The sequence below is a fragment of the Kribbella sp. NPDC003557 genome (assembly GCF_040610805.1).
In the GTDB taxonomy this organism is placed as follows: Bacteria; Actinomycetota; Actinomycetes; order Propionibacteriales; family Kribbellaceae; genus Kribbella.
The window spans coordinates 670,842-690,588 of sequence record NZ_JBEXMY010000003.1; the positions used below are offsets into that span (position 1 = coordinate 670,842).

The following is a 19,747-nucleotide window of genomic DNA, read 5'->3' on the forward strand; positions in this document are numbered from 1 at the left end:
GGGGTCGTCAGAAGTCGGTCAGCGTCAGCTGCGTTTCCACTGGAGTGCCTTCGGTGAGGTTCTCCGCGGTGCGGATCGGTTTCTTGACGGGGAGGACGTAGGCGCCGGTCTTGCTCGGGAAGACCGACGTCTGCCACGTGCTCGCACCGACCGTCACCGTGACCCGGACCGACCCGAAGCCCTTCCGGCGGCCCGCGGTGAGCGCCGCGATGTCGTCGCTGATCTCCTCGGGAACGGTGACGAAGTACCAGCTGCCCTCGCCCGGGTACTGCCACAGCGGCACCGTGAACTGATAGCTCGGCGCCGTCATTCGGCGACCGGCGTGCCGCGGCGGGCGAGGATGGCCGAGGCGGCGTCCAGCAGGATGGCCCGGATCTCGGCGTCCGAGACGCCCAGGTCCAGCTCGGCCGACATCGCGGCGCCGATGGTCTCGACCGCGGCGGCGGCGCGCAGCCGGTCGGCGGGCGTCGGGTCGGGGCCGGCGAGCCAGAGCTGGAAGCGCCGCGACTGCGCGATCAGGATGTCCAGGTCGTCCCCGAAGGCGGCGAGGACGGCGGCGATGTCGCGCATCAGCGTCGGCCCGGTGGAGCGGTGCGCGATGACCACGTCGACGTACGCCGCGAGCAGTTCGCGCTCGTTCTCCGGTGACCACGGGAGGTCCTCGACCTTCCGCAGGACGGCGAACACGTCGTCGAGGAACGTCCCGACGATCGCGCGCAGGAGCTCCTGTTTCGACGAGTAGTGGTAGTACAACGACGCCTTGGTGATGCCGACCTGCTCGGCGATCTCCCGCAGGCTGGTCTTGTCGTACCCCTGGCTGGAGAACAGGTCGACCGCGGCGCGGTGGATCGCCGCCTTGGTGTCGCGGGAACTGGTCGCGTGCTGCACGTCACCACCCTCTCACCTTCACCCGCCTACCGGGCGGCAGGTAGTCTACCTACCGACCGGCAGGTAGACAGCATCTCAGAACAAGCTGTGAGAGGGGTCTCGGGGTGTTCACCAGACTCGGACGCTTCGTCGTCCAGAACCCGTGGAAGGTGATCGCCGCGTGGGTGGTCGCGGCGGTGGCCGTGATCGCGTTCGCGCCGACACTCGCGGACGTCACCACCAAGGACCAGGCGGCACTGCTGCCCGACAAGTACGAGTCGGTCCAGGCGCAGAAGCTGGCCGCCGACGCGTTCGGCCAGACCAACGACGCGACCGCCAGCATCGTCGTCAAACGCGGCACCGGCGGCGAACTGACCGCGGCCGACCAGGCCAAGGTCACCGAACTGGCGACCAGGATCACCGCCGCGAAGATCGACCGGGTGACCGCCGCGATCACCGGCCCGCAGGCGGTCTCGCCGAACAAGCAGGTGCAGATCGTCAGCATCGGCCTGAAGGGCGCACCGGACGACCAGGCGGTGCTCGACGCCGTCCAGAAGGTCCGGGACGTGACCGGGTCCACGCTCACCGGCGCCGACCTCGAGTACGGCGTGACCGGCGACGCGGCGCTGATGCTCGACAACCAGGACGCGTTCGAGAACGCGTTCATCGTGGTCGGGATCGCGACCGTCGTCCTGATCATCGGCCTGCTGCTGGTGATCTATCGCAGCCCGGTCGCGGCGTTCCTGCCGATCCTCACGGTCGGCCTGGTGTCCGCGATCGCGCCCGGCCTGATCGCGCTGGTCGCGAAGGCGACCGACCTGCAGGTCACCCAGGACCTGCAGACGATCCTGACCGTCGTGCTGTACGGCGTCGGCACCGACTACATCTTGTTCCTGCTGTTCCGCTACCGCGAACGCCTCCGGGCCGGCGAGCAGCCGAAGGAAGCGCTGGTGAACGCGGTCGCCCGGGTCGCCGAGGTGATCGTGTCGGCGGCGGGCGCGATCGTCGTCGCGTTCAGCGCGCTGCTGCTGGCGGTGTTCGGCGGGTTCAAGAGCCTCGGCCCGGGGCTCGCGATCGCGGTCGCGGTGATGGCGTTCGCGGCGATCACGCTGATCCCGGCGGTGGTCTCGCTGCTCGGCCCGAAGGTGTTCTGGCCGTCGAAGTCGTGGCAGAAGACGCCGAAGGGCGCGACGTTCAAGCGGCTCGGCACCTTCACCGCCCGCCGCCCGGGCGTGGTCGCGGCGATCTCCGGCGGCGTGATGGTCGTGCTCGCGCTCGGCTCGCTCGGGATGAAGGTCGACTACGACGCGTTCAGCCAGCTGCCGGATGGCACCGAGTCGGCGCGCGCGATCAAGGACCTGCAGGCGGGCTTCCCGGCCGGGGCGCTGAACCCGACCACGGTGTACGTGCGCAGCACCGACGGCAAGCCGCTCGACCCGGCCGCGCTCACGGCGTACGCCGGGAAGCTCGCGAAGGTCGAAGGTGTCGGCGGGGTCCTGCCGGCCGCGGCGGACGGCAGCCCGGCGTTGCTGAGCAAGGACAAGACCGTTGCCCAGATCAACGTCGTCCTCGACGGCGCGCCGTACGCGAACTCGTCGCTGGACCTGGTCGACGGCAAGCTGCGGGACACCGCGCACGCCGAGGCGCCGGCCGGGACGGCCACGCTGCTCGGTGGCGTGACGGCCGGCTACACCGACATCCGGGACGCCAACAGCCGGGACCTCTCGGTGATCTTCCCGGTCGCGGGCGGGCTGATCGCGGTCATCCTCGCGCTGTTGCTGCGGTCGCTGATCGCGCCGCTGGTGCTGATGCTCGCGGTGGTGCTGAGCTTCTTCAGCTCGATCGGCGCGACCGTGTTCGTCTTCCAGGGCGCGGCGGGCCACGCGGGCGTGACGTTCTCGCTGCCGATCATGCTGTACCTGTTCGTCGTTGCCATCGGCACCGACTACAACATCCTGATGATCGCCCGGTTGCGGGAGGAGGCCGAGCGCGGGACGGATCCACGGACCGCGGCCGACCGCGCGATCGAGCACGGCGGCCCGTCGGTGGCGGCGGCCGGACTGATCCTGGCCGGCACGTTCTCGTCGCTGATGCTGGCCGGGATGGCGCTGCTCACCGAGATGGGATTCTCGGTCGCGGCCGGCATCGTGATCTCGGCGTTCGTGATGTCGAGCTTCCTGGTCCCGAGCGTGATCGCCCTGCTCGGCCCCCGCGCCTGGTGGCCGCGCCGCCTGAAGACCCGCGCCGCCGTGGACGAACGCGAACTCGAGCCGATCGGCTGACAGAGCCCGCAGGCTGAGGGGTCCTGCGAGAAGAGACGGGTCCCGGACCAGGTGGTCCGGGACCCGTCAGATTTCAGGCGAGTTGCTCGAGCAGCCAGCGGTCGAACTCGATGGCGGCCCGGATCCAGCTGACCACCTCCTGGACGAAGTGGTCCAGCTCGACCCCGACCCCGATCAGCATCTGGCTCTCACCGATCAGCGAGACGTCGCCGGCGTCGCCGGTGTGCGTGTAGACCTTCGGCCAGAGCGTCGTCCGGTGCCAGTCGTCAATCGTCTCCAGCAGTCCCGGCTTGTCGTCGAGGCCGTACCGGCGGTCGTAGAACGTCCGCACCGACAGCACCCGCTGATCACCCTCGCCGCGGAACATGAAGTACGTCCGGAAGGTTTCCCACGGCGCCGCGAGATCGCCTTCCTCGTCGACGACGTGCTTGATCTCCATCTGGTCCAGCAGTTGTTTGATGAAGTCCTGGTCCGGAACGACGAGCGACACCACCTCATCGTACGGTCGGCCCGGGGTCTACTCGTGCTTCAGGCGGACGGTGAAGATCGGCAGCAGGACGTGGACGAGCGGGCCGATCGAGAGGGCGTAGACGACCGTGCCGACGCCGATCGAGCCGCCGAGGAGGAAGCCGGTGGCGAGGACGGTCAGCTCGAGCGAGGTGCGGACCAGGCGCACGCTCAGGCCGGTACGGCGGACCAGGCCGGTCATCAGGCCGTCGCGCGGGCCGGGGCCGAACTGGGCGCCGATGTAGAGGGCGCCGGCCAGGGCGTTGAGGACGACGCCGGACAGCATGAACACGATCCGCAGCCAGAGCGCGTCCGGGCGGTCGACCGTGGCCAGGGTCAGGTCGGTGACCAGGCCGATCACGATCGCGTTGCTGATCGTGCCGAGACCGGGCCACTGCCGCAGCGGGATCCAGGCGAGCAGGACGACGAAGCTGATCGCGATCACCACGGTCCCGAAGCTCAGCGGGACGTGCTTGGTGATGCCGGAGTGGAACACGTCCCACGGGTCCAGCCCGAGGTTGCCCTGGATCATCAGGCCCATCGAGGCGCCGTACAGGGCCAGGCCGACGTACAGCTGGACCAGGCGGCGCGGGAGGTGGCCTGCCTTCAGCTGCTGGATCGGGTTGATGGGCGCGAGCTGGCGCGGCGGGGCATCGGAGGTGGCGGTCACGATGTCCAGTGTCCGGAGTAAGTGGCCTGGTGTTCGATAGCCAATTGCGCGATAGTGGACTGCATGCACGCGCGCTATCTCCCCGCCAGCACGTTGACCGGCCTGCTCGGCGAGTGGGCCGACGGGACCGGCCCGGCGTACCGGGTCCTGGCCGAGCGGCTCCGGCTGCTGATCGCGGACGGGCGCATCATGCCCGGGTCGCGGCTGCCGAGCGAACGGGAGCTGACCGAGGCGCTGGGCGTGAGCCGTACCACGGTGGCGTCCGCCTATCGGGAGCTCCGCGACAGCGGGTACCTGACCAGCCGGCGCGGTTCGGGCAGCGTGACCGCACTGCCGTCGAAGGTCGAGCCGGAGCTCGGGCGGCACCACGCGCCGGGGATCGACACCGAGGGGCTGTACGACTTCACCTGCGCGGCGCCGGCCGCCGTACCGGGGATCAGTACGGCGGTCGCGTCCGCGGCTCTCGAGCTGCCGCTCCAGCTGGCGACGCCGGGGTACCACCCGCAAGGCCTGCCCGTGCTGCGGTCCGAGATCGCGGCGGCGTACTGCGAGCGCGGCCTGCCGACGACCGCGGACCAGATCGTCGTCACCGCCGGTGCGCTCGCCGCGACGTCGATCGCGGTGCGGGCGCTCACCCAGATCGGCGACCGGGTCCTCACCGAGAGCCCGACACACCCGAACTCGGTGGACGCGATCCGGCGCAGCGGTTGCCGCGTGGTCGCGGTACCGATGTCGCCGGGCGGCTGGGACCTGCCTTTGCTGGAGGCAACCATCCGGCAGACGGCGCCGCGGGCGGCGTGGCTGGTGGTCGACTTCCAGAACCCGACCGGTTTCCTGATGCCGGCCGCGGACCGGCAGCGGCTGGCGCGGGCGTTCGCGCGGTCGCGGACGACGGTGATCGTGGACGAGACGCTGTTCGAGCTGGCGCTGGACGGGCAGGAGATGCCGCCGCCGTTCGCGTCGTACGACCCGGACGGCGTGATCACGGTCGGGTCGGTGAGCAAGTCGTTCTGGGGCGGGCTGCGGATCGGGTGGATGCGGGTGCCGGAGGCGCTGGTCGCGCGGGTGCTGGACGCGCGCGCGTCGATGGACCTCGGTGCGCCGGTGCTGGAGCAGCTGGTCGTCGCGGATCTCCTGCGGCACCGCTCGACGCTGCTGCCGGAGCGCCGGGCGACGTTGGCGCGGCGGCGGGACGCGCTGGCCGCGGCGGTCACCGCCGAGCTCCCCTCGTGGAAGTTCCGGTTGCCCGGCGGCGGGCTGTCGTTGTGGTGCGAGCTGCCCGAGCCGGTCGGGTCGAGCCTGGTCGGGGTCGCCCAGCGCAACGGCGCGCTGCTGGTGGCCGGGTCCCGGTTCTCCCCCGACGGCGGCCTCGAGTCCTTCATCCGCCTCCCGTTCACGCTCGACGAGGACTTGCTCCGCGAGGGCGTGGAGCGGGTGGCCGCCTCGTTCGACTCCCTGACCACCGCCCCGGCCCGCCGGACCGGGGTGATGATCGCCTGAGGCGGACGCCCATCACTCACCAACCTCCCGCCCGGGCGTCGCGACACGCTCAGCTTCGGTGTCCGGACGGCCTCCGACACCGGTTGATGAGTGATGCAGGTCCGCCCCGGCACGTCATCGCGCCGTAAGGGGTGCGGGGAAGGTTCGCCTTACCGCGGGCGTTGGGAGACTATGAGAGTCACTCTGCGAGAGGCGTGAGAATGTCGTTCTTCACCCGCAACACCGCCATGGTCGAGCCGCAGGCCGCACTGCCCGGCCGGTCCACACCTGGCTTCGCTGTACCGGACGAGAACATCGTCCTGCACACGCCGCAGACCGCCGCCGCGCCCGAGGGGTTCGAGGAGGTCTGGTTCGGCACCGGATGCTTCTGGGGCACCGAGGAGATCTTCTGGCAGCAGCCGGGCGTGTACACCACCGCCGTCGGGTACGCGGGCGGTTACACCCCGAACCCGACGTACGAGGAGGTCTGCACCGGCCGCACGGGCCAGACGGAGGCCGTCCGGGTCGTCTACGACCCGACCAAGACCACCTTCACCGACCTGCTGAAGGTGTTCTGGGAGACCCACGACCCGACACAGGGCATGCGGCAGGGCAACGACCTCGGTTCGCAGTACCGCTCGGCGATCTACTACACCACCGACGCCCAGCGCGCCGAGGCCGAGCGCACCCGCGACCTCTACGCCCCGGTCATCAAGCCCCTCGGCTACGGCGACATCACCACCGAGATCGCCCCCGCGCAGACCTTCTACTACGCGGAGGGCTACCACCAGCAGTACCTGCACAAGAACCCGAACGGCTACCGCTGCCACAGCAACACCGGCGCGCGGTTCCCGGCTGACGCCTAGGTAGTACGACAGGGGAGCGTCCTGATGGTCGCTCCCCTGTCGCTTGCCTCTGCGGCGCACGCGCCGTGGAGCGTCATCTCTCGGAGAGTCGCCCGTTCAAGCTCTGGGCGAGGGAGGGCCAGAATCGCTGTGCCCACTCGAGCCAGCTGTCATCTCCGGGCGGCGGGGAGGGCAGGAACGAACCGGAGAGCTCGTCTGCGTCAGGCACCTCGAACTGCTCTCTCCAGGGGTCGAGCTCCACCTCGGCCATCGGGAATGTCTGCTCTGGCGTGTGTTTCCAGCGGTTCTGAATCCGGCTCCACTGCACCTCGCGCTCCACAGGCAGGTACACGATCTCACATACTGCTCCCACTGAAGCGGCCATCCAGCGCAGGGCGGAGCGCTCGTCACGCGACCAGAGTCCGAAGTCAAGAACGACACTCACCCGCAGGCGCAGGACGTCGATGGCCAGTGCGACCAGTCGGCCCTCCAGCAGCCACCGTTTGCCGCCGGGCTCCTGGTGACGGTCTTCTTGGCCGAAGAGGGTGAGCGCCCAGTCGTCGGGGGTGAGCTGCAGGGCTCCGCGCTCCGCCGCCAACTCCCGCGCTCGAACGGTCTTCCCGGACCCGGGAAGACCCACCATCAGGAACAGCGTGGGTACCTGCCCGGCCTGTGTGTCTCTCACAGTCGCGTGCATGTGGTCTATGGTGCGCGGCGGGCGAGGTGGACGTGGATCTGGGCGTCGAGTTCCACTGTTTCGGGAAGGGCCTCAAGGGTTCGCCGGAAGACCTCGTCGCGGTCGGCGGGGTCCAGCATCACGTATGCAGAGACGGTCGAGAGTTGTCCGACGTAGTCCTCGGCGCTGATCGTCAGAGGGCGTTCGATGATCGTCTGCCGGACATCGGTGAACCATTCGGTCTGCTGCAGCTCCGTGCCGGGCCATTGCATCGGGCGGTCCGCGGGGGTGCCGTCGGGCGACGGGACACCGTCGTCGTGGAGGTACGGCGCGCGGGCTGCGCGGGCGGCCTCCTTCAGGTCCGGATCGGCCAGCTGGATCGGCACACCGAACGAGGTGAACACGCCACCCGGCCGGACGAGTGCCGCCATCCGGTCCCACCGGCCTTCAGGATTCGTCCAATGCAGCGCGGCAGCCGAGTACACCAGGTCGTACGCCGAGTCCAGCGGCAGGTCCTCGAACGCGGCCTGCACCACGGTGACGCTCGCCGGCACGTGCTTGCGCAGCTCCACGAGCATGGCCGCGTCAGGATCTGTCGCCGTGACCGCGATCCCGCCCTGCGCGAACAGGCGAGTCGCCTTACCGGTTCCGGCACCGATCTCGAGCGCGGTCCGCATCGGTCCACCCGCGTACTCGGCCACCAACTCGAGAAGCTCCACCGGGTATCCGGGCCGAAACCGCTCGTACGCCTCCGCCACCGCCCCAAAACTCAACCCACGCGCACCCATCCCGGCATCCTGACACCCTCAAGGCCCACGGCGCTCGCCATTTTCTACGTGGAGGCGGCCCCCGCCATAAGGTTGGCCGATGCGCATCTTCCGCCGGTCGGTGGACCCCACCGAGGACGTCCTCCGACGGCTCTCCAGACAGCTGCGGTGGTTCCGGCCGTCGGTCGACGACGCTCCGACGCCGAACCAGCAGCTCGAGCATCTTGCCCGGCATCGGCTGTGTCCGGCGATCGAGCGGGGCGACGCGGCTCCCGTGATGACCGCGCTCGCCATCACCGAAGAGGCGCTGGCGAGACCCGATCTCGATGATGCGCTCCACGACGCGCTCACGCTGGGGCTGGTCGAGGTGTTGAGCGACTGGTGCTCCTGGCCGGAGACGCCGCCGGAGGTGGTTGCGACGATCGAGGCGGGGATGGGCCCGCTGACCCGCGCGCGCTGGAGCTCCGTCCGGGAGCAGGGCGCCGCCGTTGCCGCCTGGATCCGTGGCGGAAATGCACCCGAGCGAACCGGCGTGACGGTGGCGGAGTACCGCGCGATCGAGAACGCCGAGCTCCGATTCCTGGTCCGGTCCAGCCGGCAGTACGTCGACGAGACGATGACCGTGGGCACCGCCGACCGTGTGCGGTTCGAGATGGCCACGGGTCAGGGCGTGTAGCCGTCGTACCGCGTTCAGCCGGGGGACTTGTCGGCGTCGAGTTGCTGGGCGAGGTATTGCTGTACGCCGATCCGGTCGATGGCGTCGAGTTGGGACTCGAACCAGTCGACGTGGTTTTCCTCGTCGCGGACCATTTCCTCGAAGACGGCGGCGGTGCCGTGGTCGCCGAGGTCGTGGCATTCCTGGGCGGACGCGTTGAACTGGGCGACCGCCGACAGCTCGCCCTCCAGGCCGAGGCGGAGCATCTCCTGGGCGTCCTCGCCGACCGTCACCGCGCCGAGCTTCTGCAGGTTCGGGTGACCGTCGAACAACAGGATGCGGTTGATCAGCGCGTCGGCGTCCTTCATCTCGTCGATGGAGAGGTCGTAGAACGCCTTGCCGAGCCGGCCGAAGCCCCAGTTGTCGAGCATCCGGGCTTCGAGGAAGTACCCGTTGATGACGGTCAGTTCAAGGGTCAGCGCCGCGTTGAGGAGTTCGACGACGCGTGGGTTAACCGGTTGCACCTGCCACCTCCGTGAACGGAGTTGCCGAGACCGACCTCCCATGCTGGCACAACAGGCGCTTCACAGAGAAGACGCAGCCCCCACAGTTCCGTCCCGCCCCGGTCGCTCCGCACACCTGGGCGAGCGTCCGGGCCCCGGCGTCGATGCTCTCGACGACGTCCCGGTCGCTGACGACCTCACAGTGGCAGACGATCACAGAGGTGAGGCTACCCTAACCCTGACCTCCGGGCACCCGCCTGTCCACGAATGAGACGCCCCTCACGCACGCGCCGGCCGGTGCCCCGGTAGCAAGGCTACCGGGGCACTGTCGGTCAGCCGGCGCGGTAGAGGGAGCCGCCGCCGGAGATGGCGATGGCTGCTCGTTTGCCGCCGACGTTGAGGTTGACGATGAAGGTCGTACCCGACTGCCGGACCGAGTACGTGACCGTCCCGCTCGCGCGCACCGGAACCACGAACGACAGGATCGACGCCGTCTTCCCGGACCGGGCCAGCATCAGTGTCGGCGCCGACTTCCGGACGAAGCTGCTCGGGTAGGTCCAGCCCTGGATCGGGCTGGTTTGGGCCTGCTTGACCAGGATCGCGCCCGGCGGCAGCGCCTGCTTGAACGGCACCTGGAACAGGATCGTCTTCGTGCTGTCACCGGGCGCCATCGCGGTCGCGGTCGTCCGCGAGTACACACTCGCCCGCTGATCCGCCGGCAGGTGCCATAGCGTCTGGAACGCCTGCGCGGTCCGCGCCGACGCACTGTCCCAGGTGACCAGCAGATCCGGATCCTTCAGCACCAGCACCCGCCGTACCCGGCTGATCCCGCTCCCCGGCGCGTCGGCGAACACGTACGACTCCGACGTGGTCTTCACCGAGTACGCGGTCAGCCGCGTGGTCGGGTTCGTGTACGTCGACAGCGGCGTGGTCATCACGCTGTGCGCGGTCGGACCGACGGCCCACGTCCGGTACGCGCCGGCGTTGTACGCCGCGTACCCGCCCTCGATGATGATGTCGCGACCCCGTGCGGTGTAGGTGATCCCGGTGTGGTCGAAGTGCCCGTGGAACGCCCGCGGCGGGCCGTACCTGATGCTGTACGCCGACTCGCCGGTGAACCCGCGCGCCGGATCGGTACCCCAGCCGGTCCGCCCGAAGACGTAGCCGGCCGAGTACACCCCGACCCGCCACGGCGGCGCGGTGCCCTTCGTCCCCAGCGAACCGGCGTACTCCATCGGCGTACCGCTCCACGGGTACGTCGCCTGCAGCTCGGTGTCGCCGATCTGGGGCAGTTTGCCGAGCGAGTTCGTGGCCAGCGTCAACCACTTCGCCAGCAGTGCTCGCCGGGTCGTGATGGTGGTCCCCGGACTCACCCCGCCGTTCTGCAGCACCGCAGCCGCCCTGCCCCACAAGGAGTAGTTGAACGAGGCATACCCGGTCGACTGCTCGTTGGTGGAACCTTGCGCGTCGATCGACGTCGTGATGCCCGCCGCGAGCCGTTTGACGGCGAGGTTCTTGTAGTCGCTGCGATTGAGGGTGACACCAACGCCGAAGAGCGCGATGCTCTCGTCCGTGCCGTGATTCCAGGCACCGCTCCAGTAGTTGGTCAGGAACCGCGCGTGACTGAGCAGCGCCGCATCCACCCACGCGTACCGGGCCGGGACCGCGGTCACCTTCAGCCCCGACAGGATCGCCTGCCGCAGGCAGATCAGCACGTTCGTACGGTGCATGGTCGACTCCCACGCGCCGACGTTCGCCTTCCACGAGTACGGGTTGTCGCGATACCAGTCGTACGCGATCGTGTTCACCCTCGTGAGCGCCGTCAGATCACCCTTCCCCGCGGCGATGATTCCTTGGCCGAGCCAACGGAGTGAGTGGAACCACATGTACCAGCTGGCGTTCTTGTACGGGTTCAGCGACCAGTTGATGTTGCCGCCACCGTTACCGACCTTGTACGCCGCGTACGGCCCCCAGGCGAACTTGTCGGCGTACAGATTCGCCAACGGATTCGTCTTCTCGATCCCGCTGAACCCCGGACACGCGTAGAACGGCGCCGCAAGGCTCTGCACCGCCGCGGTGCCGATGTCCGTGGCCGGCGCGGCCGTCGCGGGTACGACGTTGCTCGCGCCCGGCACGAACTGTGAACCACCCGGGTCCTCCGGCCCCGGGACGATCTGGATGCCGGGGCTCTCCCCCGGCGCACGGGTTTCTCCTGATGCCGTTCCTGCCCCCAGCAAGAGAACAGCGATTCCTACGGCCGCGAGGGCCGTTCCCCTGAATCGCATGAAGTTGTGCCTCTCCCCCACCGTCTCCGGGCACCGGCGACGGCTCCCGACCGAACCGGCACGCGCGCAGCGCACCCGACCTCGGGCAGCCCGCGGAGTCCGCGGGGGCGGTCAGCTCACCGAGGTTTGAATCTCCCCTATCTGCCTTGATGCGAGCGGACCGCCGAAGGTTGCGAACACGACAGAGCGCCAGGACCCCGGAGGAGTCCTGGCGCTCGGCTTGTTCGTTGGGTCAGCCCATGGTCTTCTGGCCGTCGATCGCTTCCCTGACGATGTCGGCGTGGCCGGCGTGCTGGGCGGTCTCGGCCGCGATGTGCAGGAACACGCGGCGGACGCTCCAGAAGACGCCCGGCGGCTGCCACGGCGCCGCGGGCAGTTCGTAGCCGGCGTCCAGGTCGAGGGTGCGGACGAGCTCGTCGGTGGCGGCGGCGACCTTCTCGTACTCCGCGAGGACGCCGGCCAGCGTCTCGCTCTCGGTCAGGCGGAACTGGTCCTGCCAGGTTGCCATCATCTCCGGCGTGTACTCGGTCGGGGTGGCCTCCGCCTTGCCCTGCGCGAACTCGGCCCAGTGCTGCTCGGTCGCGCTCACGTGCTTGATCAGGCCGCCGACCGTCAGCTCGCTGATCGTGCTCCGGGTCCGCGCCTGGTCGTCGGTCAGACCTTGCGCGGTGTGCCGCAGGAAGTACCGGTGCTTCCCGAGAAAGTCCAGGATGTCGCCCCGCTCGTTTGTCGTCATGGCAAGAACTGTAAAGGCCATAGCGGTCAGCTCCTGTCCGCTACCGGAATCCGTGGTCGGTTCGTGGTTTGTGCGTGGTCCGGGCGTGGTCGAACGAGATACCGCTTCTCCCGGTGGGCATTGGCGACTAGCGTTTCGCGGGGGCGGCGACAGGGCCGGCCCCGTTGCCGAGCAAGGGGGTTCACCGTGGGAACGATCACGACCAGCGACGGTACGGAGATCTTCTACAAGGACTGGGGGACGGGGCAGCCGATCGTGTTCAGTCATGGGTGGCCGCTGTCGGCCGACGACTGGGACGCCCAGCTGCTGTTCTTCCTGTCGAAGGGGTACCGCGTCGTCGCGCACGACCGTCGTGGGCACGGCCGGTCGACGCAGACCGGTGACGGGCACGACATGGACCACTACGCCGACGACCTGAAGGCGGTCGTCGACCACCTCGACCTGCGCGACTGCATCCACGTCGGCCACTCGACCGGCGGCGGCGAGGTGACGCACTACCTGGCCCGGCACGGCGAGGGCCGGGCCGCCAAGGCCGCGCTGCTGTGCGCGGTCCCGCCGTTGATGGTGCAGACCGACGCGAACCCGGAGGGGCTGCCCAAGGCGGTCTTCGACGACCTCCAGGCCCAACTCGCGGCCAACCGGTCGGCGTTCTACCGCGCACTGCCGGAAGGGCCGTTCTACGGCTACAACCGGCCGGGGGCCGTGCCGAACGAGGCAGTCATCGCGAACTGGTGGCGCCAGGGCATGATGGGTGGCGCCAAGGCGCACTACGACGGCATCGTCGCGTTCTCCCAGACCGACTTCACCGAGGACCTGAAGAAGATCACCCTCCCGGTCCTGGTGGTGCACAGCGAGGACGACCAGATCGTCCCGTACGCCGACTCCGGCCCGAAGTCGGCCGCGCTGCTCAAGAACGGGGTCCTCAAGACCTACAAGGACCTCCCGCACGGTCTGCCGACCACGCACGCCGACGTGGTCAACGCCGACCTCCTCGAGTTCTTCCAGTCGTAGTTCACCCTCCTGGCTTCGTCACGCATCAGCGCGCCCTCCCGGCGACAGTCGCCTGACGAAAGGCATCACCGATGCAGCACCGCAGAACACGTTTTCTGGCTGTCCTGGGGGCCGTCCTCGCTGTCCTGATCGCGGCCGTGACACCGGCCGCGGCGTCGGACTCGGGCGGCCCGCGACCGACCGTCGTACTGGTCCACGGCGCGTGGGCCGACGGGTCCAGCTGGTCGAAGGTCACCAGCCGCCTGCTCGACGACGGGTACACCGTCCGCGTACCACCGAACCCGTTGCGCAACCTCACCACCGACGCCGCGACGATCCGCGACTTCCTGTCCACCCTGTCCGGCCCGATCGTCCTGGTCGGGCACTCGTACGGCGGTGCCGTCATCACCAACGCCGCCACCGGCAACCCGAACGTCAAGGCCCTTGTGTACGTGGACGCGTTCGCACCCGCCGAGGGCGAGGTCGTGTTCCCGCTGGCCGGTGCCGACTCGGCCCTCGCCGTCCCGCCGGAAAACGTTTTCGACTTCGTCCCCTACCCCGGCGCACCGGCCGGTGACGTCGACCTGTACCTCAAGCACGACACGTTCCTGACGTCGTTCGCGTCCGGCGTTCCGCGCCGGCAGGCCGAGAACCTTTACCCGTCCCAGCGCCCACTCACGCTCAGCGCCGGCTTCACCCCGTCCGGACCGCCCGCGTGGGCCACGATCCCGTCCTGGTACGTGCTCGGCACCAAGGACCTGATCATCACCCCGACCGCCCAGAACGCGATGGCCACCCGGGCACACTCCACCATCACCCGGATCCCGACCGGCCACCTCGGCCTGATCACCGAGCCCGACGCGATCACCAGGGTCATCAAGACCGCCGTCCGCGCCACCCGCTGACCGTCGATGACGGCTTGCGCACGACGCTGCGCAAGCCGTCATCACCCGGCCCGAACTGTTGTCTGCCCCGGGCCCAGGTGCTAGGTCGGAAACGTCCATGCGGGCCGGGAAACCGTCCCGGACCGATGGTCGTCCCCGGGGAGGGATCATGGGCAGACCACGCCTCATCATCGCTTCCGTTGCTGCCTTCGCAGCCGCGCTGTGTGGAGCCGCCGTCGCTGCGTACGCGGCACCGGCCACGCAGGTCACCGTCGGGAGCCCGCCGACGCCGTTCTCGCAGAACAAGCAGAACGAGCCCGCCGTCGCGATCGACGCGCACGACCCGGCGGTGATGGTCGCCGGCGCGAACGAGGAGATCGACATGGAGTCGTGCGCGGCGGGTGACCCGAGCACCTGCCCGTTCACCGACGGTGTCGGTGTCTCCGGTGTGTACTTCTCGTTCAACAGCGGGCAGAGCTGGACGCAGCCGACGTACTCCGGCTGGACCGCCAGGCATTGCCTCGGCCCGGCGGCCTGCGTTCCGCGCGTCGGCCCCATCGGCACGCTGCCGCACTACTTCGAGGCCGGGCTGGTCTCCGACGGCGACCCGGCCGTCGCCTTCGGTCCACGACCGGGCCCGAACGGCACCTTCTCCTGGGCCAACGGGTCCCGGCTGTACTACGCCAACCTGACCTCGAACTTCTCCGCCGACCGCAAGCTCGAGACCTTCCGGGGTGTCGAGGCGATCGCGGTGTCGGCCGCCGACGACGTCCGCGCCGCCGCGGCCGGCAACGCCGGTGCCTGGACCTCGCCGGTGATCATCTCCAGGCAGTCGTCGACGACCTTCTCCGACAAGGAGCAGATCTACGCCGACAACGCCGCGAGCAGCCGGTTCTTCGGGCACGTCTACGTGTGCTGGGCCAGCTTCCGCAGCAACAGCCAGGGGCAGGCGCTGCCGATCCCGCTGACCGTGGCGCGATCGGCCGACGGTGGCCGCTCCTGGATCACGAAGCAGGTCGGGCCCGCGGCGAGCAACGGCGTCAACCAGCAGGCCGACGGCTGCGTCGTCCGCACCGACAGCACCGGCAACGTCTACGTCTTCGGCGTCGGCGCGCGCGGCGGCACGAACTGGCAGCTGATGTACAAGTCGACCGACGGCGGCGCGCACTGGACGGGTCCGACGCTGGTCGCGCCCGTGGTGAAGCCCGGCGTGTTCGACCCGGTCGAGGGTCGCCCGGTGATGGACGGCATCGCCGGCGCCCGCGTCGACCTGGCCGGCGGCCCGAACGTCGACATCGCGAACGGCCGTCCCACCGGCGCCGGCGCGACCGACGAGCTCTTCATGACCTGGTCCGACGGCCGGGCGGGTCTGAACAACGAGCAGCTGATGCTGACCTGGTCGCCGCGCGGCGGCACGTCCTGGGTGCCACCGGCTCCGCTCGCCCTGACAGCCGGCGACCGCCCGGTGTACACCGCGCCCGCGGTGTCGCCCGACGGCACAGACCTGTACATCGTGCACAACTCGTTCACGACGCCGTACCGCACCAACACGACGGATCCACGCGGTCTGGTCGGCGAGGTCCGGCACGCGAACGTGGCCGGCGGCGTACCGTCCGGGTGGACCACGCTCGAACGGACACCGGGCGGTGACCCACGAGGCAGCAGTGCGAACGCGCTGATCTCGGAGTTCCTCGGCGACTATGTGTACGCGGCCGCGACCAACGACCGCGCCGTCGCGGTCTGGAACGACGCCGGCAACGCGGGCGTCTGCCCGGCGATCAACGCCTACCGGGCATCGCTGTACACGGCGAGCCCAGTACCGGCGCCGGACGTGCTCGGCGCCTGCCCCGCCACCTTCGGCAACACCGACATCCTCGGAGGCAGCTACCCGGATCCGACACCGTGAGTTGACAGCGCAGGGCGCCGTCCGTGCGGCGGCGCCCTCGCCGTAAACCGTTTGCGCGCCCCAGGCGCTGCCACCAGGCTGACCTCATGACCGACTTGGAGATCCGGCCGTTGCGCGACGGCGACCCCGAGCTGATCTCCGGGGCGATGAGCGCGATCGGCTGGAACAAGCCCTTGTCGCAGTACCAGCGGTACCAGGCCGAGCAGCGTGCGGGGACGCGCGACATCCTCGTCGCCACCGTCGACGGCGAGTACGCCGGCTACGTCACGGTCCGCTGGGAGTCGCCGTACGAACCGTTCGGCGGGATCCCGGAGATCCAGGACTTCAACGTGCTGCCGAGTCTGCGGCGCCGCGGCATCGGGAGCGCGCTGATGGACGCGGCCGAGGCGCTGGTCGCGGAGCGGTCGCCGGTGGTCGGGATCGGCGTCGGGCTGTACCCGGACTACGGGCAGGCGCAGCGGATGTACGTCCGCCGCGGCTACCTCCCGGACGGCCGCGGCCTGATCTACGGCGGCCGCCAGGTGGCGCCGATGGAGATGATCCGCAACGACGACGACGCGACGCTGATGTTCACCAAACAACTGCGGTAGCGTCGATGGGGTGCGTGCGATCGAGTACTCCGTGACCGGTGAGCCCGATGTCCTGACCCTCGTGGACAGGCCGCTGACGGAGGTGGGTCCCGGCGAGGTCCGGGTGCGGATCCACCGCTCGGGCGTCAATCCCACCGACTGGAAGTCCCGCCGCGGCACCGAGGCCGGTACGGCGGTGCACCCCGCGCAGGTGCCGAACCAGGACGGCGCCGGTGTCGTCGACGCCGTCGGCCAGGGTGTCGACGTGGCGCTCACCGGGCGCCGCGTCTGGCTCTGGGAGGCCGCGTACCAGCGGCCGGCGGGCGGTACGGCGCAGGAGTACGCCGTGGTCCCGGTGCGGCACGTGATGCCGCTGCCCGACGACGCGTCGTACGACCTGGGCGCCGCGCTCGGCGTACCGTTCCTGACCGCGCATCGCTGCCTGACCGTGACCGAGGACGGCCCCGACCGCCTCGGGCCGGGCAAGCTCGCCGGGCGGACCGTGCTGGTGGCCGGCGGCGCCGGGGCGGTCGGCAACGCCGCGATCCAGCTGGCGCGGTGGTCCGACGCGACGGTGATCACCACTGTGAGCAGCCCGGAGAAGGGCAACCTCGCCGGGCTCGCGGGCGCCGACCACGTCATCGACTACAAGCAGCAGGACGTGGTCGCGGAGGTACGGGCGATCGCGCCCGGCGGCGTGAACACGATCGTCGAGGTGTCCCCCGCGGCGAACGCGGCCGTGGACGCCGCGGTGATCGCCCCGCACGGCTCGGTCGCGGTGTACGCGACCGACGGCGGCCCGTCGATGGAGCTCCCGGTGCGCGCGTCGATGGTGCCCAACGCCCGCTGGCAGTTCGTCCTGCTCTACACGGCACCCGAGTCCTGGCGCCCCCGCGGCCTCGCCGACGTCACCGCCGCCGTCGAAGCCGGCGCGATCCGTATCGGCCCGGAAGCGGGTCTCCCGCTGCACCACTATCCACTCGAGCGCGCCGCGGACGCCCACGCCGCCGTGGAGGACAGCATCGTCGGCAAGGTCCTGATCGACGTCGTCCCGGACTGACCAGCAGGCAGGCAGCGGAGGACCGGTCCGCCTACGCTGTGGCGAGGAACGCCAGGCGTTGTTGCAGGGCGGCTGCGCAGCGGCAGGCCGGGTCGTCGGTGCAGAGCAGTGCGGCAGAGTCGTTCTCCACGAGTTGGCGGGTTGCGGCGAGCACCGCCTGCTTCGGGATCCGGCGAACCCGGGCCTGACCGATCCGGACTTCCTTCGTCGCGGAGCGCAGGGTCGGCTCGATGGCGTCGAACTCGCGGCTGTCGCCCGGGATGTTCGGGTACTCGACCCACAGACCGTCGGCGGATTTCGCATAGCGGTAGAAGCAGGAGCGGCCGAGGTACTGCTCGGCGAGGTGGATCGTGGTGTTCGAGGTGTGGGTGACGCCGAGCAGCAGGACGTCGCCGTCGAGGGCCTCGATCGGGCCGAGCGGCCAGTCGGGGCGCTGCGCTCCGAGGAGTCGCTCGGCCGCGGGCCCGGCGGCTTGGTAGGAAAACAGCGGATGTCCGGTTCGGAAAGGTGAGCACGTCTGGCGGAACGTTTCCGGAATCTTTCCGAGCCAACTGTCGATCGGGAGGTCGTCCCGGAAACTGGTTGCCTGCGACAACTTCTCGTCGAAGTCCGGCCAGCTCTCCGCGTTCCAGTAGGCGTTGTGCGGGCGGACCAGTCCGGGTGGCGCCGGGATCGCGGTGAGATCCCAACTGCCGGCCGGCATCAGCACGGTCCCGCAGACCTCGGTCAGCGCCGCACAGACCGCCTCCGCGCCACCGTCGACGTACCCGAAGGAACTGAGCGACGAGTGCACGATCACCTCGCCCGTCCGCTCCAGGCCCAACTGCCGCAGCCCGTCGACGAGCTCCGCTCGGGTCACTGCTTCCGTCGCACGCATCCCGGCACTATCCCATCCACGGCCCCGGCTCCGCCTGGCAATTTCACGAACAGTTGCGTGGATCGGCGGCCAGGTGGACCGTCGGTGGTGGGGGTGGTTGCCATGCTGCTGGTGGTCGGTGGCACCGGGGACCTGGGCGGACAAGTCGTTCGGGGACTGGTCGACCGCGGGGTGAACGTGCGGTGCCCGGCGCGTTCCGGGACCACGGAAATTCGCGGGGCCGAGGTGGTCGTGGGGGATCTGACCGATCCCGCAAGCCTGCGGAAAGCGTGTGCGGGCGTGGCAACGGTGGTCGCGACGGCAACGGCCATCGGGCGGCTGCTGGCCGGTGTTCGCGGCCCGTCGATCCGGGAGACCGACGAGCTCGGCATGCTGGCGCTGGTCGATGCCGCCGAGGAGGCCGGCGTACGGCGGTTCGTCTATGTCTCGTATGCCGGGGTGGACGCGGGACTCGGCGTGCCGATCGAGCGGGCCAAGCTCGCCGTCGAGGCCCGGTTGCGGCGTTCGGCCCTGCAACGTGTCGTCGTCCGGCCGGACGCGTTCCAGGAGATCCACCTCGGTCCGCTCGGGCGCTTCGATCTCGCCAACGGCAAGGTCGCGGTGATCGGCAACGGCAACGCCAAGCACCGCTGGGTGAGCACAGCGGACGTCGCCGCCCTGGTCGTCGCCGTCACGGTCGAGGCCGACCCGCCCGAACTGATCGAGTTCGGCGGACCGGAGGCGCTGAGCCGGAACGAGGCGATCAGATTCGCCGAGGACCTCCTGCACCGCAAGCTCAAGGTGCAACGGATGCCCGCATCCGTGGCTCGGCTGGCGAGCAGACTCCTCAACCGCCGAAACGAAGCCGTCGCCTCGGTCCTCGGCATCAGCCTGCTGCTCTCCCTGGAGGACGTGCCCTGGACCGACGAGCCCCTGCGCAGCAGAGGAATCAGCCCTCGCCCGACCACCGCCTTCCTCCGCGCCCAGGTCGCCAACCGCTAGCTCAGCTCGTCGCCGTGCCGATGGAACACCTTCCACGCACCGCCCTCGCGGCGGAGTCGCCGCTCACGCCTGCGGAGACCACCTCGTGGGTGTACGACGCGCAGTCCGAGAATCCCTGCTCGAGCAGGCCGAAAGACGGCGTCCGCCTCGGCCGCCGTCGTCCCCGGATGCGCCAGGGATCGGACTCCCGCCCGACCGGGAAGGGGAC

General features: G+C 69.8%; 21 protein-coding genes. 10 read left to right on the forward strand and 11 right to left on the reverse strand.

What is annotated here, in order from left to right:
• Positions 1 to 7: 7 nt before the first annotated feature.
• Both ABZW60_RS15105 and ABZW60_RS15110 read right to left on the reverse strand, forming a co-directional pair.
• Positions 8 to 310, reverse strand: a complete 303-nt coding sequence (locus tag ABZW60_RS15105; protein ID WP_355477040.1) for a DUF1905 domain-containing protein — start codon at positions 308 to 310, stop codon at positions 8 to 10.
• Positions 307 to 888, reverse strand: a complete 582-nt coding sequence (locus ABZW60_RS15110) for a helix-turn-helix domain-containing protein (protein WP_355477042.1) — start codon at positions 886 to 888, stop codon at positions 307 to 309. Before ABZW60_RS15110 ends, ABZW60_RS15105 begins: the two co-directional genes overlap by 4 nt.
• A gap of 104 nt (positions 889 to 992) precedes the next feature.
• Between ABZW60_RS15110 and ABZW60_RS15115 the strand changes: the two genes are divergently transcribed.
• Positions 993 to 3,149 (forward strand): MMPL family transporter, encoded by a 2,157-nt coding sequence (locus ABZW60_RS15115; protein ID WP_355477044.1) that lies wholly within the window; start codon positions 993 to 995, stop codon positions 3,147 to 3,149.
• A gap of 73 nt (positions 3,150 to 3,222) precedes the next feature.
• Here the strand turns inward: ABZW60_RS15115 and ABZW60_RS15120 are convergent, their stop codons facing one another.
• Together ABZW60_RS15120 and ABZW60_RS15125 are read right to left on the reverse strand one after the other, a co-directional pair.
• Positions 3,223 to 3,639 carry a YbjN domain-containing protein gene (locus ABZW60_RS15120; protein ID WP_355477046.1) on the reverse strand — a complete coding sequence of 139 codons (417 nt, stop codon included), beginning with the start codon at positions 3,637 to 3,639 and terminating at the stop codon, positions 3,223 to 3,225.
• Positions 3,640 to 3,666: 27 nt separating this feature from the next.
• On the reverse strand, positions 3,667 to 4,326 hold the full coding sequence (locus ABZW60_RS15125) for a hypothetical protein (RefSeq protein ID WP_355477048.1): 660 nt from the start codon (positions 4,324 to 4,326) through the stop codon (positions 3,667 to 3,669).
• A 63-nt stretch (positions 4,327 to 4,389) separates the two neighbouring features.
• Here ABZW60_RS15125 and ABZW60_RS15130 point away from each other — a divergent pair, with 63 nt between their 5' ends.
• Positions 4,390 to 5,826 carry a PLP-dependent aminotransferase family protein gene (locus ABZW60_RS15130; protein WP_355477049.1) on the forward strand — a complete coding sequence of 479 codons (1,437 nt, stop codon included), beginning with the start codon at positions 4,390 to 4,392 and terminating at the stop codon, positions 5,824 to 5,826.
• 200 nt (positions 5,827 to 6,026) lie between these two features.
• Complete coding sequence (msrA, locus tag ABZW60_RS15135; protein ID WP_355477051.1) at positions 6,027 to 6,671, forward strand: peptide-methionine (S)-S-oxide reductase MsrA; 645 nt, start codon at positions 6,027 to 6,029, stop codon at positions 6,669 to 6,671.
• A 73-nt stretch (positions 6,672 to 6,744) separates the two neighbouring features.
• On the opposite strand, the gene ABZW60_RS15140 is transcribed toward msrA, so the two are convergent.
• On the reverse strand, positions 6,745 to 7,347 hold the full coding sequence (locus ABZW60_RS15140) for an ATP-binding protein (RefSeq protein ID WP_355477052.1): 603 nt from the start codon (positions 7,345 to 7,347) through the stop codon (positions 6,745 to 6,747).
• 5 nt (positions 7,348 to 7,352) lie between these two features.
• Entirely contained in the window at positions 7,353 to 8,114 is a 762-nt protein-coding gene (locus ABZW60_RS15145) for a class I SAM-dependent methyltransferase (RefSeq protein WP_355477054.1), read from the reverse strand.
• A gap of 79 nt (positions 8,115 to 8,193) precedes the next feature.
• Between ABZW60_RS15145 and ABZW60_RS15150 the strand changes: the two genes are divergently transcribed.
• A complete protein-coding gene (locus ABZW60_RS15150) occupies positions 8,194 to 8,769 on the forward strand; it encodes a hypothetical protein (RefSeq protein WP_355477056.1) in 576 nt (191 codons plus the stop codon).
• Positions 8,770 to 8,783: 14 nt separating this feature from the next.
• On the opposite strand, the gene bfr is transcribed toward ABZW60_RS15150, so the two are convergent.
• The 4 genes from bfr to ABZW60_RS15170 form a co-directional block, all read right to left on the reverse strand.
• A complete protein-coding gene (bfr, locus tag ABZW60_RS15155) occupies positions 8,784 to 9,272 on the reverse strand; it encodes a bacterioferritin (protein ID WP_355477058.1) in 489 nt (162 codons plus the stop codon).
• A complete protein-coding gene (locus ABZW60_RS15160) occupies positions 9,259 to 9,468 on the reverse strand; it encodes a (2Fe-2S)-binding protein (protein WP_355477059.1) in 210 nt (69 codons plus the stop codon). The genes bfr and ABZW60_RS15160 overlap by 14 nt, the downstream gene beginning before the upstream one ends.
• Positions 9,469 to 9,583: 115 nt before the next feature.
• Positions 9,584 to 11,488 carry a heparinase II/III family protein gene (locus ABZW60_RS15165; protein WP_355477060.1) on the reverse strand — a complete coding sequence of 635 codons (1,905 nt, stop codon included), beginning with the start codon at positions 11,486 to 11,488 and terminating at the stop codon, positions 9,584 to 9,586.
• Between the two features lie 280 nt (positions 11,489 to 11,768).
• Positions 11,769 to 12,272, reverse strand: coding sequence for a DinB family protein (locus ABZW60_RS15170; protein ID WP_355477062.1), 504 nt, complete (start codon positions 12,270 to 12,272; stop codon positions 11,769 to 11,771).
• Positions 12,273 to 12,458: 186 nt separating this feature from the next.
• Here ABZW60_RS15170 and ABZW60_RS15175 point away from each other — a divergent pair, with 186 nt between their 5' ends.
• The 5 genes from ABZW60_RS15175 to ABZW60_RS15195 all read left to right on the forward strand — a co-directional run bounded on the left by ABZW60_RS15175 (position 12,459) and on the right by ABZW60_RS15195 (position 17,681).
• Positions 12,459 to 13,283, forward strand: a complete 825-nt coding sequence (locus ABZW60_RS15175; RefSeq protein ID WP_355477064.1) for an alpha/beta hydrolase — start codon at positions 12,459 to 12,461, stop codon at positions 13,281 to 13,283.
• 71 nt (positions 13,284 to 13,354) lie between these two features.
• The gene (locus ABZW60_RS15180) at positions 13,355 to 14,167 is read left to right on the forward strand and encodes an alpha/beta hydrolase (RefSeq protein ID WP_355477066.1); all 813 of its coding nucleotides are present in this window, start codon (positions 13,355 to 13,357) and stop codon (positions 14,165 to 14,167) included.
• 148 nt (positions 14,168 to 14,315) lie between these two features.
• Positions 14,316 to 16,052, forward strand: a complete 1,737-nt coding sequence (locus ABZW60_RS15185; protein WP_355477067.1) for a hypothetical protein — start codon at positions 14,316 to 14,318, stop codon at positions 16,050 to 16,052.
• A gap of 86 nt (positions 16,053 to 16,138) precedes the next feature.
• Complete coding sequence (locus tag ABZW60_RS15190; RefSeq protein WP_355477068.1) at positions 16,139 to 16,642, forward strand: GNAT family N-acetyltransferase; 504 nt, start codon at positions 16,139 to 16,141, stop codon at positions 16,640 to 16,642.
• Between the two features lie 10 nt (positions 16,643 to 16,652).
• Positions 16,653 to 17,681, forward strand: coding sequence for an NADPH:quinone reductase (locus ABZW60_RS15195; protein ID WP_355477070.1), 1,029 nt, complete (start codon positions 16,653 to 16,655; stop codon positions 17,679 to 17,681).
• Between the two features lie 31 nt (positions 17,682 to 17,712).
• Here the strand turns inward: ABZW60_RS15195 and ABZW60_RS15200 are convergent, their stop codons facing one another.
• Positions 17,713 to 18,558: an AAC(3) family N-acetyltransferase gene (locus ABZW60_RS15200; protein WP_355477072.1), complete on the reverse strand. Its 846-nt coding sequence runs from the start codon at positions 18,556 to 18,558 to the stop codon at positions 17,713 to 17,715.
• A gap of 102 nt (positions 18,559 to 18,660) precedes the next feature.
• Between ABZW60_RS15200 and ABZW60_RS15205 the strand changes: the two genes are divergently transcribed.
• Positions 18,661 to 19,539, forward strand: a complete 879-nt coding sequence (locus ABZW60_RS15205) for an NAD(P)H-binding protein (RefSeq protein WP_355477074.1) — start codon at positions 18,661 to 18,663, stop codon at positions 19,537 to 19,539.
• The last annotated feature ends 208 nt before the right edge of the window (positions 19,540 to 19,747 follow it).

Excerpts from the sequence above, each read along its gene's own strand:
- ABZW60_RS15105 (WP_355477040.1), bottom strand. The coding sequence starts at position 310 with ATGACGGCGCCGAGCTATCAGTTCACGGTGCCGCTGTGGCAGTACCCG.
- ABZW60_RS15130 (WP_355477049.1), top strand. The coding sequence starts at position 4,390 with ATGCACGCGCGCTATCTCCCCGCCAGCACGTTGACCGGCCTGCTCGGC.
- msrA (WP_355477051.1), top strand. The coding sequence starts at position 6,027 with ATGTCGTTCTTCACCCGCAACACCGCCATGGTCGAGCCGCAGGCCGCA.
- ABZW60_RS15140 (WP_355477052.1), bottom strand. The coding sequence starts at position 7,347 with ATGCACGCGACTGTGAGAGACACACAGGCCGGGCAGGTACCCACGCTG.
- ABZW60_RS15145 (WP_355477054.1), bottom strand. The coding sequence starts at position 8,114 with ATGGGTGCGCGTGGGTTGAGTTTTGGGGCGGTGGCGGAGGCGTACGAG.
- ABZW60_RS15150 (WP_355477056.1), top strand. The coding sequence starts at position 8,194 with ATGCGCATCTTCCGCCGGTCGGTGGACCCCACCGAGGACGTCCTCCGA.
- ABZW60_RS15170 (WP_355477062.1), bottom strand. The coding sequence starts at position 12,272 with ATGACGACAAACGAGCGGGGCGACATCCTGGACTTTCTCGGGAAGCAC.
- ABZW60_RS15180 (WP_355477066.1), top strand. The coding sequence starts at position 13,355 with ATGCAGCACCGCAGAACACGTTTTCTGGCTGTCCTGGGGGCCGTCCTC.
- ABZW60_RS15185 (WP_355477067.1), top strand. The coding sequence starts at position 14,316 with ATGGGCAGACCACGCCTCATCATCGCTTCCGTTGCTGCCTTCGCAGCC.
- ABZW60_RS15190 (WP_355477068.1), top strand. The coding sequence starts at position 16,139 with ATGACCGACTTGGAGATCCGGCCGTTGCGCGACGGCGACCCCGAGCTG.
- ABZW60_RS15200 (WP_355477072.1), bottom strand. The coding sequence starts at position 18,558 with ATGCGTGCGACGGAAGCAGTGACCCGAGCGGAGCTCGTCGACGGGCTG.
- ABZW60_RS15205 (WP_355477074.1), top strand. The coding sequence starts at position 18,661 with ATGCTGCTGGTGGTCGGTGGCACCGGGGACCTGGGCGGACAAGTCGTT.